Below are 15243 nucleotides of genomic sequence, written 5' to 3'. Positions count from 1 at the left end.
GTTTATGTGTTGGGACTTAACCCATGTTGCGCAGCTTCTCCAGCGCCTCACGGCCCTGTCTGGCGATATATTCCGACTGCCGCGCCGCCTTCCTGTGTTCCCGGTAGCTCTCCTCCTTCGGCAGCGTGATGACCTTCTGGCTGTTCCCTGCCCCTTCTATCATCATGCTTCCCACGATGGTATTGGCTTGGGCCGCGCCGGCAATCCGTTCATCCAGCGGGCATCTCATTTCCTTCAGCTTCTCACGCACATCCTTCATCTGCTGCTTCTGGAGCCGGATGTGGCGTTCCAGCGCCTCCTGTGGGACCTTGTGGGCAATCTTTAACAGTTCCTGGCTCTCGGCCTCACAAATCATATGGCCGTCCTGGGCGTCAAACACAAGCAGCCGGGTCACGTCCTCCGGGTCATACTTGATGTCCACAGGCTTGTCCATGTAATAAATCAGCTCCGGATGGTTATAGACCTGGCCGAATTTCCGGATTCCCACGTTATATACCCGTGCCCGTTCTGACTTCATCAGCTGCAGCAGGGCAAAGGATTTTGGCGGCAGGGCCTTCTCATACCGTTCCCCTTTGTCAAACAGTTCCTGCGGGGTACAGTATGTTTCTCCCTGGTTTTTTAAGCCCCTGTGGACCTTCACCGCATACACGTTGTGCAGGTAGTGGCTCCACTTCTCATAAAACTCCTCCATGGTCAGCAGCTTCCCCTGTTCAAGCATACGCTTGATGTCCTTGTCAATCTTGGCACTGGTCCTGCTTCCTGTCAGTGTACCCGTGTAACTCTTAAACCACCGGGAGAATCCATCGCATACCGTCTTAAACAGACGCTCTATTTCGGATTTGCTCCATGGCTCATAAGGACGGCTCCGGTGGAAATCCTCTATCCCAATGGTGTGATAGAATCCCGCTTTTACCTCCTCAAATCCGGCATACCGTTCTGTTTCTTCCCGGGTGGGATAGCGTTTGACGCCGGTCAGCTCCCTGGAGGTATAGTCCTTTCCGTTGTCAATGTTCAGGTATTTCGGCATCCCTCCCGGGGTTCCGTACAATACCTTAATCAGGGATTGCTTCAGTATCTGGGCATTGGCATCCCGGCAGATGATATCCCCCAGCACCATGCGGCTCCTGGCGTCAATCCAGGCCACCAGCTTAGGCTTGATGGCCGTCACCTTCCCATTAGGCAGCTGATAGGAGACCCAGCAGTCAAAGGTATGTTCATCCCCCAGAAGGACCTCCATGACCTGGAGGGACCGGGTATCGCGCAGGGCCTTCACCATCCGCTTGTTCTTCCACGCCCTGTCACCTTTGGCTGCAAGGAAATGGGCGCTTTCCAGCTGCCCGTCTGCCATCAGGTGGGAGATGTAACGGCATACACTCTGGTAAGATGGGATGGGCCAGCCATTGGCTGTACCGATTTCCAGCAGCTTGTCATACAGCATCTGGCGCTTTCCTTCATTCCGGGCAAAGTCCTTGTCAAACCAGATGTTGTGTATCTTCTGCTTCACTTCCGGTGTAAAGGTAGGGAAGGTGTTGGAATCCTTGGGCTTGCGGCACAGGCACAGGACCTTGTAATAATCGTAGTTGGCCCCGGTCTCCCGCAGCATCTTTAAGGCCCACCCTGCTGCCTCCAGGTATTTGTCCATGTGGCGGTACAAAGTCCTTTGGCTCATTCCCAGCTCCGCCGCCTTACGGATGATGTACTCCGTCTTGTCTGCATCCGAATAGTTGATGATGTCCTGCAGGAGCCTGGACAGCTCCACCGCCTTGTAATATGCCTGGCTGTGGTTCTCTATGTACCAGTTCACATCGGTATCCAGGTACCAGGGCTCCTCTGGGGGCAGGTTCTCCATCACGATATCACTTCCTTCTTCTGTATCTATCTTCTTCATGGCCCGGTAGGCCTTCTGGGCTTTGGGGCTTAGGTCAGTAAGTTTGATGTATTTTCGCTCTTGGCCTCCCTTTTCAGATTTCTCTGTTCTGATAACCAACCCCTCTTTTTTTACTCTTTGAGAAACCTGTTTTAAGAATGTTTTATACACTGCTTCTTCCAATTTAGATGCATCTTTCATGGATATATAAATTTCTTCCATCAGATTTCCCCCTTTCTGTTGCAATTTGGCTGTTGGTATAGTACAATGCAGATGAGTATTTATCGGAACGCCCGACCTTCCCCCAGAAGTAGGGCGTTCTTCTTTTATGCAAGTCCATATCCAGCCCCCTATGCCACATCATTCTCATTTATTTTGAGAATTTTCAGCATTTGCTTCCGATACTTATACCCAGGTCTCTTTCCTTTCAGCATCCGGCACAGTTCTTGAGGGCTTGTACCCAATATATTTGCCAGCTGGACCTGGGTCATCTCCAATTCAATCAGACGCTTCTTGACAATCTTTCCAAGCTCCCTTGTCTTTACATCTGCCATCTTACTCACTCCTGTATAATCTTCTGGTCCGTTTCCTGTCTGTTCCAATCCGCTTAAGTTCCATTCTGCTTACCACTTCCAAAAACTCCCTGGTGTCCTTTACCACCAGCCAGTTCTCTGGCTGCAGACCATGAAGTTTCATCTCCTTTTTCTGGCTTAAGGTTGGCTTCTTGCCATTTTTCATGAGAATTATCACCTCCTCTTTTCTAAAAGAACATTCTTAGCAGGCTCACCATCACCTGAATCATCATCATATCAACAAGTGATAATCTTTTTGTGTAAAAGCCCATATGTTTTTTTCCCATCCCCTTTTCAATCCGGTTCACCCATGCTTCTTATTGCTTTTATTTTCCTGTTACTTTATACTATATATACAGGCTATATCATGGCCGAGTACAAACCCAAGGAGGGGTCTTATGTTTTCTGATTTTGTTAGGAATTTTACTATCACTTGTCCAGAATGCAAAACCTCTGTAACATTTAGCATTGACATGGACAATACTCATGCACTATACAGCGCTGTTCATGATTTTAAGTGTCCTAGATGTGCAAATGAACTGTCCTACGAGGCTCAGAATATGATAAGTGCAATTCGCGCATATAACGATGCTCTTTCAGAGCTTCAGAACGCGGCTGAACAAAATTATGTAAAACTTTCCTAATCTTCATTCAAACGAGCTCTGGCTGTAAGAATCACTCCAAGTGCTTCTGCCAGAGCCACCATTTTGTCTGAGTTAACCATCCTCATCTCTTCACATATTTTTATAATAGTCTGGTCAATGTGTTCCAAAGTCTCTTTTTTCATTTTCAACTCCTCCTCTTTCTTAAGGTCTTAATTTTTAAATAATCACACGACAAAGCTCCCAACGTAAATAAGCAGAATGTAAGCTAAAATTGATAATACAAGTAGGATACGTTCAAGCATTGTATTACACCCTCCAAACAGACCCCAATCCCTCAACCAGGAATCAATCCAGACCACAATGAAAAGAGCCATGGGCCATAATAAAATAGATATTATTTCACGGACTGTCATATTCACCTCCTGTTACATCTTACTTAATTTGTCAACTGTGAATTCAGGAACCTGAATCCGTAAGAACATTATTCAACCAGATTTGGTTGCTCCGATATGATAATTTTGTTTCTTTATGTCCTGATAATTCGATTTCAGTGCCATTTAACATCTGGCACAAGGAACCATCAGCTTTGGTTGGTGGTTCTTTCCTTTTATAATCATAGGCCAGGAACCTGGCTTTCAAAGAATGTTGCTTATTCAATCAGACTTAATTGCAGATATGTGATGAATTAAAGTTCTTTTGCTTGAAGTAATCTTCAAAGTATGTTACTTTTGTAGTGGCTTATAAATCATCCATACAGATATAATATATCTAATTTTAGATATTGTCAATATTCTTTTTTAGATTTTATCTTAAATTAGATAATCTGTATCAAAATGGGAGGTCAAATGGATAATATTGATAAAATGGTTGGGATAAGAATTAAAACTCGTAGAAAAGAACTTAATCTAACGCAAAAAGATGTTTATGCTGCTACTGGAATATCTAATGGTAACCTTAGCGAAATAGAGCGTGGTAATGTTTTACCATCTTCTAAAGCGCTAGTTTCGTTATCTAAATTGCTTCAAACTTCTATAGATTGGATTTTAACTGGGGAAGCATCAATTATAGATAATAACTCCCCAGAAATATCTAATATTGAATATGGCCTGAAATTAAATGAATCAGAAGAACTCATAATTTTTATGTTGAGGAGCCTTCCCCTAGAAGAACAACTCGATGTAAAAAACTATCTTCGTGCAAAGGTTGCTAAGTATGAAAAATCGGAGTTGTCATCAACCTCGAATCATGGAAAAAACGTCATGGACGGAAATAGCGAAATAGCTTAATTTTTTTATTATATTTTGGCCTATAAATAAACCATAATTTGCGACTTGCAATTATAAAAGCAAAATGGCTAAATCCCTTTTAAAATGGGCAAGTCGCACGTTTTTTAGCATTATCCAAATTTGCGACTTGCTCTATCTTCAAAAACTTACATTTTATTAAGTATTTTCAGATTATTATTAACGCGTCAAATCCTGATTTTACGTACTTTTCACATAATTTTATAACATTGATTAACGTTAATTTTTAACGGCTCAAAAAAAGGACCTTTCCGGCAATTTTCTTGGAAAAGGTCCTTTTTCTATATTATTCTCATTTTATTTGTCAATAGCGATTTTCCTCTAAAAACCGCCGAAACCCTTGATATACCGTCACTTCCCGCCATATCCCACTCACTCCTCCTCTGTCTCGGTTTTGTCAAATATCTTGGTAACCTACAAAAATCTCCTGCATAATAAAAACATTTTATTATAGAAACAACTCTATTATTGTTTACTAATCCCAAACAATACGATATTCCATCCAACAAAAAAAGCTGAAATAATGAGTGTCTTTTCTCATTGCCAGACATTATATATTTTCCGCTTACTGCATACACATCTTTCCAATGTTTTGTGTAGTGTGTGGCCATATTCAATTGTATTTTAACTGGATATACACTATACACAGTTAAAATCATACTCCATTTTAGGATATCCTATGAAGACAATGTCATAATCACTAAAATTCTCCACATATGCCCGCAGGTCCGGCAGTGTTCCTGCGCTGATTTCCTTCTCTGTTCGTTCCGTTGTCGCCGAATAGCTGCTTGGATAAGGGTCTGCCGGCTGAATTTCAAACAGATTGCCGTCCAGCCACTGCCAGGAAGGGCCTGCCTGACTTCCTGCATAGAAGCTACCATCTCCCAGATCATACCACCATTGTCCGCTGTTTTCTCCCTGACCGGTTGTCCACCCTGCCGCAAACGCTGTCAATGATGGAATTCCTATATGTCTAATGCTTAACTTTTATCTGTTTTTCATGCTTTTCGAGCATGCTTTTTATTTCCCCATCGTTTTCCCCATCACAATCCAGCTTTCCTCAACTCATCCATCATGGCTGTGCGCCTTTTATAAAGCGTTCTCCACTCCCGCGCAATTTCACAGGCAGTCTCCCTTCCCCGGGTATAGGAGGCGATTTTCTTTAAATATACCATCAATTCTTTATAGCGTCTTCTGTCACTCACATTCTCAGCCTGTGTTTTTACATAAGCAGCATAGGCAGTCCTCATCCTGTCCGGATATGCCTTCTTAAGAACCTTTTCATACCGGTCCATCATGTATATGGAACCGCTGCTTATTACCTCGTCCAAAAGCCGGTCAAACATCTTCTCCGATTCTAACAGGGACAGCTTTATATTTTGGCAGGACGGGCATTTCAACAGTCTCTCCCTGTTCTGTTCCCACTCCCCCGGCTCACAGACCTCCTTTAATCTGGCGATGGGTTCCAGGTTGTCCTGCCCGCAAAAAAACACCTGGAACAGCAGTTCTTCCTTATACTCCTTATCCATATGCATCTGTTTATAAAGCTCAATCAGTTTCTGGCTGTACTCCTTGACCCAGACAGGAAACTTCCGGTCCAGCTCCTTGCTCTCCATCAGGACACGGACCGCGTCCCTGTTTTTTCCTGCCTGGATGAATTCCTCAATCTCCAGCATCCTCACTGCTGCAAATCTGCGGTTCTTCCTCCTGTACTGCCGAAGCTCTTCTTCTGAAGCCCCCAGAGCCTTCATGATCTGCAGACGTTTCAGGATATTATTCTCAAATCCGCGATATGAACTGTAACATTTTCCACAATCCGTACTTTCCCTTCTCTTTTCAATCTGCTGGTCCAATTCCTCCATTTTCTTTAGCAAAAGTTCCCTGTCATGAAACTCGTTCATCAGGAAATCACCGATATATCCTTCCATATAATCCATTACAGCGCCATCCGCCTGATGCATTTCAAACCAGCTTTGCATCTTGTTTTTATCCTGCTCACCGCATTTTTCCAGAAGCTGCTGCCAGATTTTATAACATGTGTCCGCCACCATGTCCGTACCGCCGTCCGAATCGTCCATATCCTGGTTCCCAATGGTGACAAATACCTGGTTTGTAAGTTCAAATGCCTGCATATAACAGCCTTTATCAATCACGGCCTGTACCTTGTCATACAGAAATGTTTCCATCTCCGATATATAACCGCCAGCGCTTTCCCAGTCCACGTAACTGCTTCTGTCCGAATAACGGTACGCGATATCTTCTATCTCTCTTTTCAGCCTGACCATCTGTCCCAGGCTTATGGTTGTGGAATACTTGGTAAGGATCCGGTTTCTCAGGCTTTGATCCTCCAGGGCCATTGTTTCCAGGATACGCCTCAGTTCTTCTTCCGGAATCCCATCGATTACATCCCTAAGCTCCTTCCTGGATTCCTGGTACTGTTCTTCCCATGTCTTACCGGAACCTTCCCGGCCCGCTCCCTCTTCCCCCTCTTCCGCCTCATATAAAACAGCCGCCATATGCTTGCAGTACTCCCCGCCCGCGGCGTAAGGACAGCTGCACTCCATATCATGAATCCTATTGTCCTTTATCCATATGTCCACCTCATAATCTTCCGTCCCCTCTACCCGGGCATGGAATCCGTGCCCTGTCCGCTCCAACGCTTCCACGGCGCCTGACTCGTAATAATCCAGGCCACGGGCCAGGATATGTGGACGGAATAAACTTTTCCAATCCTCCATCATTGACTGCCCTCCTTTATCAAATAGTGTCATCTGCCATTCTTACATATCGTCTTCATATCCATCCTCATAGACAGGATACTGTTCCGGCGCGTCATGGACCGCTTTAATAAGCTCCGGCCCATGTACACTGCCCTCTTTGATTGCCACAGCCTTGATGTCAAACCACCACTCGTCCCCAAAGTCAAAGAGATAGGAAAATTTATCCCCGGCACGCAGCTGCAGGTCCCCAAGCAGGGTTTCATATACGGAATACCCATCCCCTGAGATAGATGTCTCGGGCATGGTAAACGTTTCCTTCAGCATCCCATGCCCGGCGTAAAACGCAAACAGATGGTCATTATCAAATTCAAATGCATTCTGAATCGCAAGATGCAGCTCATAGAGGGGATCAGACAGGTTCATACGTACAATGCGGATGCATTTTCCATGCCGTACCTTGATTTCAAGGTCAACCACCTGGTTCTTATAATCCATATCTGGTTCCTCCAATATTTTTATAAGTCCTGACGCTTTTCCTCCTGATATATGTGTCTCCCAATATGTGTTCAGGCTGAATACAGGCGGTTCCTCCTGTCCGCAGTCATGGCTGTCATAAACCGTCCGGTATAAATCATAGGCCACTTCAAACAGCGGGCCTACCTCTGCTTCCCATGGATGTATTACACGGCCGTCCTCCATTCCGGCTTCCTTATGTATCTTCAGTACTCCCAGTTCTTCCAGATATGTCATAAGGCAGTCCCTGTGCCCCAGGTCATATCCCATCAATATCTCTTTTGGCAGACAATATGCCTGATTGGCACAAGGCATGACTTTCGCCGCCCACTCCATAAAGCTCTCTATGTTAATCCCATACCATAATGCATTTCCAGTAAACCGTCCGTCAAAAAGGACATTAGCCAGCATCAGCAGGAATTTTTCTAAAGCCTCAGCCTCTTTGTAATATCCATAATTTTTCCCTGGCTGTATATGACATCCTGAAGAGTCCGGTTCCAGTATCCTGTGTTTCATTGCAACATAATAGAAAAAATTGATAACGGGATAGTCTTTTTGAAGGCGTGTGGGCCGCTCAAACCCTTCTTTTACAGAAAGCTGGCGGTTCAGTTCGAAACAATCCTTTTTGCCAATATGACCTGTGGCCTTGGAAAGACTTGCTTTCCTTTCCAAAAGATAATCACAGAATACATCAAAGTCATGGCAGGCTTTTTCAGCTTCCTTCCCCCAATTTGCGGCTTTCTTTGTTTCAGCATCCATTTTTCCATCCTCCCCATCATCTTTCTTCAATTCCCTTACCGATTCCCTGTTTTTTTAGCTTAACCCCACCGCATTTTCCGTCCGGTATTGCCCATTTATCCAGGGCTGGCTTCTTAAAATGTGCATCATATTTATAATTATACATAATTTCTTCTTTATGACAATGGAACGCTGCCGAAAACAATACTGATATGTTCCTGTCCAAGGTATATGTTCAGTACATCTGCAGTAAACCGTAAACTTGCACATCATTGGAAAATAATTTTGTGCAGTTTTCCAACTAAAGTACAAGGCATCCCATTGACTTCTTATATTATTTGTGCTACGCTAAAAACAGCAAATGAATAAGTTCTTCGGGGCAGGGTGTGATTCCCTACCGGCGGTATAGTCCGCGACCCGCTTAGGCGGCTGATTTGGTGAGATTCCAAAACCGACAGTATAGTCTGGATGAGAGAAGGCGATTTAATTCATATGGATAATGAACCACATGCCGTTATTTATATTGAATTGTTTATGAATCCCAAGCCCCTATGGCTCTGGGATTTTTTTAATATGGAAAACGTGCCTGTGATGTTTTTTCCCAAAAGGTTTTACAAAAGTTTTTCCAAAGGACTTGTTTCATTGCAAAAACAAACTTTAGGGCACATCAAGGCCCTGATATCTAAGGAGGTTTATGTTATGAAATCAAAGTGGAGTATTCAGAAGCTTATTTACACCGGCATGCTGGCCGCCATGGCAGGCGCCCTTATGTCACTGGAATTTTCAGTTCCCATGATGCCGCCATTTTACAAAGTGGATTTCAGCGATGTCCCATCCATCATGGCCCTGTTCCTGTTCGGACCCGCATCCGCTGCCTGGGTGGAAATCATCAAGATTCTCATCAAGCTGATAACAGTGGGGACCAACTCCATGTACGTGGGCGAATTGTCCAACCTAATCGGTGTGGCCCTGTTCGTCATCCCCTTATGGATTGTATACAATAAAATGGGCAAGAACCGCCGGGCAGCCATCACCGGCCTGTCTGTAAGCATTGCCGTAAGGACTGCATTTGCATGTTTCTGCAATGCCTTCATCACCCTGCCCTTATACGCAAAGGCCATGGGCGTTTCCCTGGACAGCGTGGTTACCATGGTAGCCTCCGTGAACCCTGCCATCACCAGCCTGACCACCTTCATCGTCATGGCCACCATCCCCTTCAACATCCTGAAGCTGGGCTTAAACTACTTTGTAGGCTACCTTCTGTTCAACCGCCTGACAGCCGCTTATCCATCATTAAAGCCGGCAAGGCAGCATTAAAAGCCAGTAAGGCAGCATTAAAAGCCAGTAAGGGCAACGTGAAAGCCAGTGAGGGCAGCATGAAAGTCAGTAAAAACAGCATGAAAGCCAGTAAGGGCAACATGAAAGGAAACCAGCCGGAGAAGCCAACGGCTAACCTGTCCTAGAGCGTGTTTGAAAGGAGAATTTTTAAAAAAATGATACTCAGATACAGCGAACTTACCAGACTTGAGATGGAACAGATTGACAAGGAAGAAACCATTGTCCTCATCCCCCTTGGCGCCCTGGAACAGCATGGGAACCAGGCGCCCCTTGGCACGGACGACATCATTGCCCAGGCCATGACCGAATACCTGACCCAGGCACTGGAGGCAGAAGACCCGGACTTCCCCATGCTGATATTCCCGGTCATCCCTGTGGGGCTTAGCACGGAGCACAAAAACTTCTGCGGTTCCATCACCTTAAAACCGGACACCTACTACCATCTGCTATACGACATATGTGCCAGCCTGGCGCACCATGGCTTTAAGAAGCTGGCCCTGCTCATATGCCACGGCGGCAACGCCCCCATTGCCCAGGTACTGAGCCGGGAACTGCGAAGCGAGCTGGGGATTTCCCCATTCCTCCTGTCCTCCGGCGCATTCAGCCATCCCGATGTAAAAGCCACTGTCTCAGAGGGCAACATCTGGGATTTCCACGGCGGCGAGATGGAAACCTCCATGGTCATGGCCGTGGACCCATCCTTAGTCAAGCTGGAAACCTCCGAAGCCGGCATCCCTGCTGCCTTCAAGGACAACCAGGCCCTTCAGCCCTACGGCCCCGTATCCATCGGCTGGGTATCCGAGGACTGGAAAACAGAGGACGGCAAACCCATCGGCATTGGCGGCGACCCCTCCGGGGCTACGGCTGAAAAAGGAAGGATCATCCTTAAGACGAGTGCGGAGGCATTGGTGCCGGGGCTTTTGGAGATTAAGAAGTGGAATGGTTGATGGGGTGCGTGGGGGAGGTGCATCCGTACGTGAGCGGAATGGGGATGGGGGCTGTGGATACGGCTGCGGGGCTAGTGCTTCTAATGCTCTGGAAACCGGCGTTGGACAAGAGGCTGGCCGCCTAATTCGCGCTTAGTTTGTCTAAACCATACAACACTGAGCTCAGACAAAGGCGCCAGCCTCTTAACACCGGTTCCCACAGCATAAGAATCACACGCCCCTGTAGATGCATCCACAGCCCCCATCCCCATTCCGCTCACCCACTACGTATTATCGTTCCTGCATCACATGAACCGGAGAAAGAAATAAAAAACAGGCTTAGTTCATTCCGTTCTGCCAAAGATGTACTTCGTCAAGACGGATAGTCCAGGCCTGTTTTCTATATACTTATACTAAAATCAGTAATGCATTTATATGCTGATGCTAAGTTTAGTAATGCACCATATTATTGTTAAGTCAGGAAATACATAAGCTTGCGGTATGATTTTCTTCTCTCCGATTCATGTTTTAAGGCAGTGGCTGAAGGCCCCAGCAACCTCTTCAAGTAACTTGGCAGGAGCCAGGGGCGGGAGGCGGACGGGGGGACGGTTCCTTGTGGAGGGTATTAGAGAGACGGACTCAAAAAGGCGGCAAAAGCCGGGCCGAGCGAGGGCCTCAAAGCCCGAGCGCAGAGTCTCCACGGACGAAAAATCATCAAGATTTTTCGGTAGTTGAGACGGTGCCCGGTTTTTGCCGTCTTTTTGAGTCCGTCTCTCTTATGCCCGGAACCAGGAACCGTCCCCCCGTCCGCCTCCCGCCCCTGGCTCCGTAAGAAAACCAAAAGCAGAGGTTGCGTAACCCCCGTCACACCCCCTCTGCCTTCAAACCATCAATCCATATTCATCAATCCAAATACTTCTTAAGCGTCGCCCTGACAGCCCCCACTCCCGCAATCTCCTCCAGGAACATTGACTCCACAGTCTCACCGATTCCGGCCTCATAGAGGTCTACACCGAATATATTGGCATTGGACAGGATTGGCTTTAACTGTCCTTTGTAAGTCTCAGGCTTGCCAACTTCAATTCCCTCCAGGGCTTTGGTCAGCTCCGGCACCATTGGGTCTGCTGAAAGTTCGAATGCATTTCCCTGGTCATCCACTGCCAGAAGGTACCTGCACCAGCCTGCAAGCGCCAACGGAACAGCCTTCAGCTTCTTGGCGTCACCGTACTTTGCAACGTATGCCTTGATGGTCTCGCCGTAACGGATGCCCACCTTCTGTGAGGTGTCGGTGGCGATTCTCTGGGGCGTGTCAGGCATGAATGGGTTGGGAATCCTTACGTTGATTACTTCATTTACAAAGTCCTCAGGGGACAGGATTCCAGGATTGGTCACTACCGGCATTCCCTCTACCGGGCCAATCTCATGAACCAGCTTGTTAAGCTCGGCATCCTTCATCTCATCTGCAATCAGGGTGTAGCCCAGCACACAGCCGTATACAGCCAGGGCCGTATGGAGAGGATTCAGGCAGGTGGTGACCTTCATGCGCTCTACCTTGTTAACCGTGTCCCTGTCCGTCATGTAGACGCCGGCCTTTTCCAGCGCCGGCCTTCCAGCCGGGAACTTGTCCTCGATGACCAGGTACTGGGGTCCCTCTGCATTGACAAATGGGGCAATGTATGTCTTCTTGGAGGTGATGACAGGGGCCATATCCTCTACTCCTGCCTTCTCCAGCTCGGCGCATACGGAGTCAGCTGGACGTGGTGTGATCTTGTCAATCATGGACCAGGGGAAGGATACCTGGTTTTCGTCGGAAAGGTAATCCATAAAGCCGTCCTCTACATAGCCCTTCCGGTTCCACTCCTTAGCCATGGTGAGGATGGAGCTTTGAAGCTTTTCCCCGTTGTGGGAACAGTTATCCATGGAAACAACTGCCAGAGGCGCCTTGCCTGCTTTGTATCTCTCATTCAGAAGCGCGCACACAACTGCCATGGCAGATACTGCCTTTTCCGGGCCATTGTCAATGTCTGCCTGGATGAATGGGAAGTAATTCCCGTCAGAACCCTTTAAGGCATATCCCTTTTCCGTGATGGTAAAGGAAATCATCTGAAGGCCAGGATTCACGAATATCTCCTTCAGGCGGTCCCACTCCTCCTTTACGCCGGACTGGGCCTTAAGGGCCTCTGTCAGGGAACCGATAACCTTCTTATCCGTGGAGCCGTCTGCTTTCAGCGTCACTGCCAGCACCAGGTTATCATATGGTTTGTATATCTTGTCAATCACATCAAAGTCAAAGGTCTCCACACAGGTAATACCCTTGCTGCACTCACCTTTTTCAATCAGGGTATCGGCCAGGCCTCCGATAAAGATACGGAAGATATTGCCTGCTCCAAAATGCACCCACACAGGAGCCTTCCTTGTCTCTGCTGCCACTGCTTCGATGTCATAGTCCGGAAGTCCGATACCGGCTGACTCCCATGCGCTCCTGTCTTTCAATCCTTCTAATGTCAGTTTCATATTGATTACCCTTTCCTTTTAAAATATGATTAAAATAATGAAAGTCTCTTATCTAGTATGGTAGTATATAGCGGCCTTTTATTCAATATGTAATTTTCCACAATTTTTCAGGTATATTTTTGTAAAAATCGCTTATATTATGCCAATTCATTTTCATGGATTGACATTTCATCCAAGGGGTATTAGTATACTTGTATGGTAGTTGGACGGAGTATTTACAACAAATAAATGATTATATCAAAGGAGAACGATTATGAAAGCCGTACAGATTGTAAAACCAAACGAATTAAAGCTGATTGACATGGAGAAGCCTGTCATCACCGAAAAGGACAATGTACTTGTGAAGATGACCGCTGCCGGCATCTGCGGTTCTGATGTGGGAATCTACCACGGAACCAACGCAGCCGCAACTTACCCAAGGGTTATCGGACATGAGATGGTGGGACGTGTGGACGAGGTCGGCCCTAATGTGAAGGACTTAAAGCCGGGCGACCGTGTGATCATCAACCAGGTTACAAGCTGCGGCCATTGCTATCCCTGTAAGATTGGACGCGGCAATGTATGCGACAGCCTGGCTGTGCGCGGCGTGCACATTGACGGCGGTTACAGGGAATATATTGCCGTACCTGAATCTGACTGCTACATCCTTCCCGAGTCCCTTTCTGATGAAGACGCTGTCATGATTGAGCCCACCACCATCGGTATCCAGTCCTGCACCAGGGCCGAGCTCCAGAAGGATGACATGCTCTTAATCTACGGCTCAGGCGCCCTTGGAAGTTCCATATTAAAGATTGCACGCCTGCTCTGCGACCACATCATTGTAGCCGATGTACTGGATGACAAGCTGGAGGCCGCAAAGGCCAACGGGGCAACCTACACCATCAACGTATTAAAAGAAAACCTGCTTGAAAAGGTAAAGGAATATACATACGGACACGGGGCAACCGTATCCATCGACGCTGTGTGCAACAAGGATTCCCTGATTAACCTTCTTGAGGCAACCGGCAACGCGGGCCGCGTCATGACCATGGGCTTCTCCACCAGCCCCACTGAAATCAACCAGTTCGTAATCACCTCCAAGGAACTGGATGTCAGAGGCTCCAGGCTTCAGAACAAGATGTTCGGCAAGGCCATCGAACTGGTCAATGAGGGCAAACTGGATCTGTCCGGCGCTGTTTCCCACACCTTCCCCCTTACAAAGGCCCAGGAAGCATTTGACTTTGTGGACAGCCATGACCCATCCATCCGTAAGATTGTACTGACCTTTGATTTCTAGGGCGTGTTTGAAAATTGCTTTCCGTCAGCTGTGCGTTCCACTTTGTGGGAGATTTGGTCCCGATGAGGGAGGCGTAGCGGGCTACGTTGACCGAATTGGGACCAAATATGCCGCGAAGTGGGGCGTGCAGATGGCGGGAATGAATTTTCAAACACGACCTAATACGATACAAAATAAACGCAGCGAGGTTTGGATATGGAATTATTAGACAGGCAGCCTTCCGAAAACGCGCGCTCTTATGCGCTGCGCGTTCTCCTGCACAACATCATAACCCTTGAACTTGCGCCTGGCAGCGCGGTCAGTGAAAATGAACTCTCCCTGGTACTCAAGCTTTCCCGCACCCCGGTGCGGGAGGCCTTGATTGAGCTGAGCAAAATGGGGCTGGTGGATATCCAGCCCCAGCGCGGCAGTTATATTGCCAAGATTGACTACGAGCTGGTGGAAGAGTCCAGGTTCATGCGACTGGTTCTGGAAAATGCAGTCCTGGCCCTGGTATGCGAAGGCATTTCCCCGGAACACGAGGAAATGCTCCGGGCAAACATGGAGGAGGAAACCAGGCATCTTGAAGCAGGGGACTACCCCCGGCTGTTTGAGCTGGACACGGATTTCCACCGTCTTTTATTCCTGTCCGTGGGCAAGGCCCGGACCTACAGTATCATCCACTCCCAGATGGTGCATTTTGACAGGCTGAGGGCCTTATCCCTCAAGTCCCTTAAGCCGGACAAGATTGTGGAGGACCACGAGAATATCCTCTATGCCATTGGCCGCCGGGACAGCGAGCTGGCCGAGATGCTGATGACCCGGCACCTGACCAGGCACCGGGTAGAAAAATCAGAGCTTATTAAGCTGTATCCTGATTATTTTGTGTAA

Annotated in this window: 17 protein-coding genes and 1 riboswitch; of the genes, 6 read left to right on the top strand and 11 right to left on the bottom strand. The window is 47.3% G+C overall.

All coding sequences use genetic code 11. The features are described from left to right. Positions 1-16 precede the first annotated feature (16 nt). From MCJ35_RS28100 to MCJ35_RS28080, 5 genes are all read right to left on the bottom strand, one after another. Positions 17-2089, bottom strand: coding sequence for a Mu transposase C-terminal domain-containing protein (locus MCJ35_RS28100; protein ID WP_002593002.1), 2073 nt, complete (start codon positions 2087-2089; stop codon positions 17-19). Positions 2090-2217: 128 nt separating this feature from the next. Next, positions 2218-2421: a transcriptional regulator gene (locus tag MCJ35_RS28095; RefSeq protein ID WP_002593001.1), complete on the bottom strand. Its 204-nt coding sequence runs from the start codon at positions 2419-2421 to the stop codon at positions 2218-2220. Between the two features lies 1 nt (position 2422). Next, on the bottom strand, positions 2423-2605 hold the full coding sequence (locus MCJ35_RS28090) for a DUF6906 family protein (RefSeq protein ID WP_002593000.1): 183 nt from the start codon (positions 2603-2605) through the stop codon (positions 2423-2425). Positions 2606-3079: 474 nt separating this feature from the next. Beyond that, a complete protein-coding gene (locus MCJ35_RS28085; protein WP_002572753.1) occupies positions 3080-3226 on the bottom strand; it encodes a hypothetical protein in 147 nt (48 codons plus the stop codon). A gap of 42 nt (positions 3227-3268) precedes the next feature. Then, on the bottom strand, positions 3269-3457 hold the full coding sequence (locus MCJ35_RS28080) for a hypothetical protein (RefSeq protein ID WP_002592998.1): 189 nt from the start codon (positions 3455-3457) through the stop codon (positions 3269-3271). A 432-nt stretch (positions 3458-3889) separates the two neighbouring features. Here MCJ35_RS28080 and MCJ35_RS28075 point away from each other — a divergent pair, with 432 nt between their 5' ends. Beyond that, the gene (locus tag MCJ35_RS28075) at positions 3890-4330 is read left to right on the top strand and encodes a helix-turn-helix domain-containing protein (protein ID WP_002592997.1); all 441 of its coding nucleotides are present in this window, start codon (positions 3890-3892) and stop codon (positions 4328-4330) included. Between the two features lie 657 nt (positions 4331-4987). Here the strand turns inward: MCJ35_RS28075 and MCJ35_RS28070 are convergent. The 4 genes from MCJ35_RS28070 to MCJ35_RS31735 form a co-directional block, all read right to left on the bottom strand. Then, positions 4988-5302: an NADPH-dependent FMN reductase family protein gene (locus MCJ35_RS28070; protein ID WP_025484149.1), complete on the bottom strand. Its 315-nt coding sequence runs from the start codon at positions 5300-5302 to the stop codon at positions 4988-4990. An 89-nt stretch (positions 5303-5391) separates the two neighbouring features. Next, a complete protein-coding gene (locus MCJ35_RS28065; RefSeq protein WP_025484150.1) occupies positions 5392-7089 on the bottom strand; it encodes an SWIM zinc finger family protein in 1698 nt (565 codons plus the stop codon). A gap of 39 nt (positions 7090-7128) precedes the next feature. Next, positions 7129-8340 (bottom strand): IS1096 element passenger TnpR family protein, encoded by a 1212-nt coding sequence (locus MCJ35_RS28060; RefSeq protein WP_025484151.1) that lies wholly within the window; start codon positions 8338-8340, stop codon positions 7129-7131. Positions 8341-8356: 16 nt separating this feature from the next. Next, positions 8357-8485, bottom strand: a complete 129-nt coding sequence (locus tag MCJ35_RS31735) for a hypothetical protein (RefSeq protein ID WP_275891646.1) — start codon at positions 8483-8485, stop codon at positions 8357-8359. Between the two features lie 200 nt (positions 8486-8685). Continuing rightward, a riboswitch (FMN riboswitch) is annotated at positions 8686-8803 on the top strand. 215 nt (positions 8804-9018) lie between these two features. Here MCJ35_RS31735 and MCJ35_RS28055 point away from each other — a divergent pair. Further along, complete coding sequence (locus tag MCJ35_RS28055) at positions 9019-9636, top strand: ECF transporter S component (RefSeq protein ID WP_008724347.1); 618 nt, start codon at positions 9019-9021, stop codon at positions 9634-9636. A 176-nt stretch (positions 9637-9812) separates the two neighbouring features. Continuing rightward, positions 9813-10604 (top strand): creatininase family protein, encoded by a 792-nt coding sequence (locus MCJ35_RS28050; protein WP_008724343.1) that lies wholly within the window; start codon positions 9813-9815, stop codon positions 10602-10604. Positions 10605-11486: 882 nt separating this feature from the next. Here the strand turns inward: MCJ35_RS28050 and MCJ35_RS28045 are convergent. Next, entirely contained in the window at positions 11487-13097 is a 1611-nt protein-coding gene (locus MCJ35_RS28045) for a mannitol dehydrogenase family protein (RefSeq protein ID WP_025484153.1), read from the bottom strand. Between the two features lie 253 nt (positions 13098-13350). Between MCJ35_RS28045 and MCJ35_RS28040 the strand changes: the two genes are divergently transcribed. Further along, on the top strand, positions 13351-14373 hold the full coding sequence (locus tag MCJ35_RS28040; RefSeq protein ID WP_008724338.1) for a zinc-binding alcohol dehydrogenase family protein: 1023 nt from the start codon (positions 13351-13353) through the stop codon (positions 14371-14373). On the opposite strand, the gene MCJ35_RS32400 is transcribed toward MCJ35_RS28040, so the two are convergent. After that, positions 14291-14482 (bottom strand): DUF6783 domain-containing protein, encoded by a 192-nt coding sequence (locus MCJ35_RS32400; protein WP_353656137.1) that lies wholly within the window; start codon positions 14480-14482, stop codon positions 14291-14293. The two genes, MCJ35_RS28040 and MCJ35_RS32400, sit on opposite strands and share 83 nt — an antisense overlap. On the opposite strand from MCJ35_RS32400, the gene MCJ35_RS32395 reads away from it, so the two are divergent. Then, entirely contained in the window at positions 14402-14581 is a 180-nt protein-coding gene (locus MCJ35_RS32395) for a DUF6783 domain-containing protein (RefSeq protein ID WP_353656136.1), read from the top strand. The two genes, MCJ35_RS32400 and MCJ35_RS32395, sit on opposite strands and share 81 nt — an antisense overlap. Beyond that, positions 14569-15243 carry a GntR family transcriptional regulator gene (locus MCJ35_RS28035; protein ID WP_025484155.1) on the top strand — a complete coding sequence of 225 codons (675 nt, stop codon included), beginning with the start codon at positions 14569-14571 and terminating at the stop codon, positions 15241-15243. Before MCJ35_RS32395 ends, MCJ35_RS28035 begins: the two co-directional genes overlap by 13 nt.

Origin of the sequence: Enterocloster sp. OA13, assembly GCF_022440595.1 — a bacterium.
In the GTDB taxonomy this organism is placed as follows: Bacteria; Bacillota; Clostridia; order Lachnospirales; family Lachnospiraceae; genus Enterocloster; species Enterocloster hominis.
This window is presented reverse-complemented; position numbering and strand designations above follow the sequence as displayed.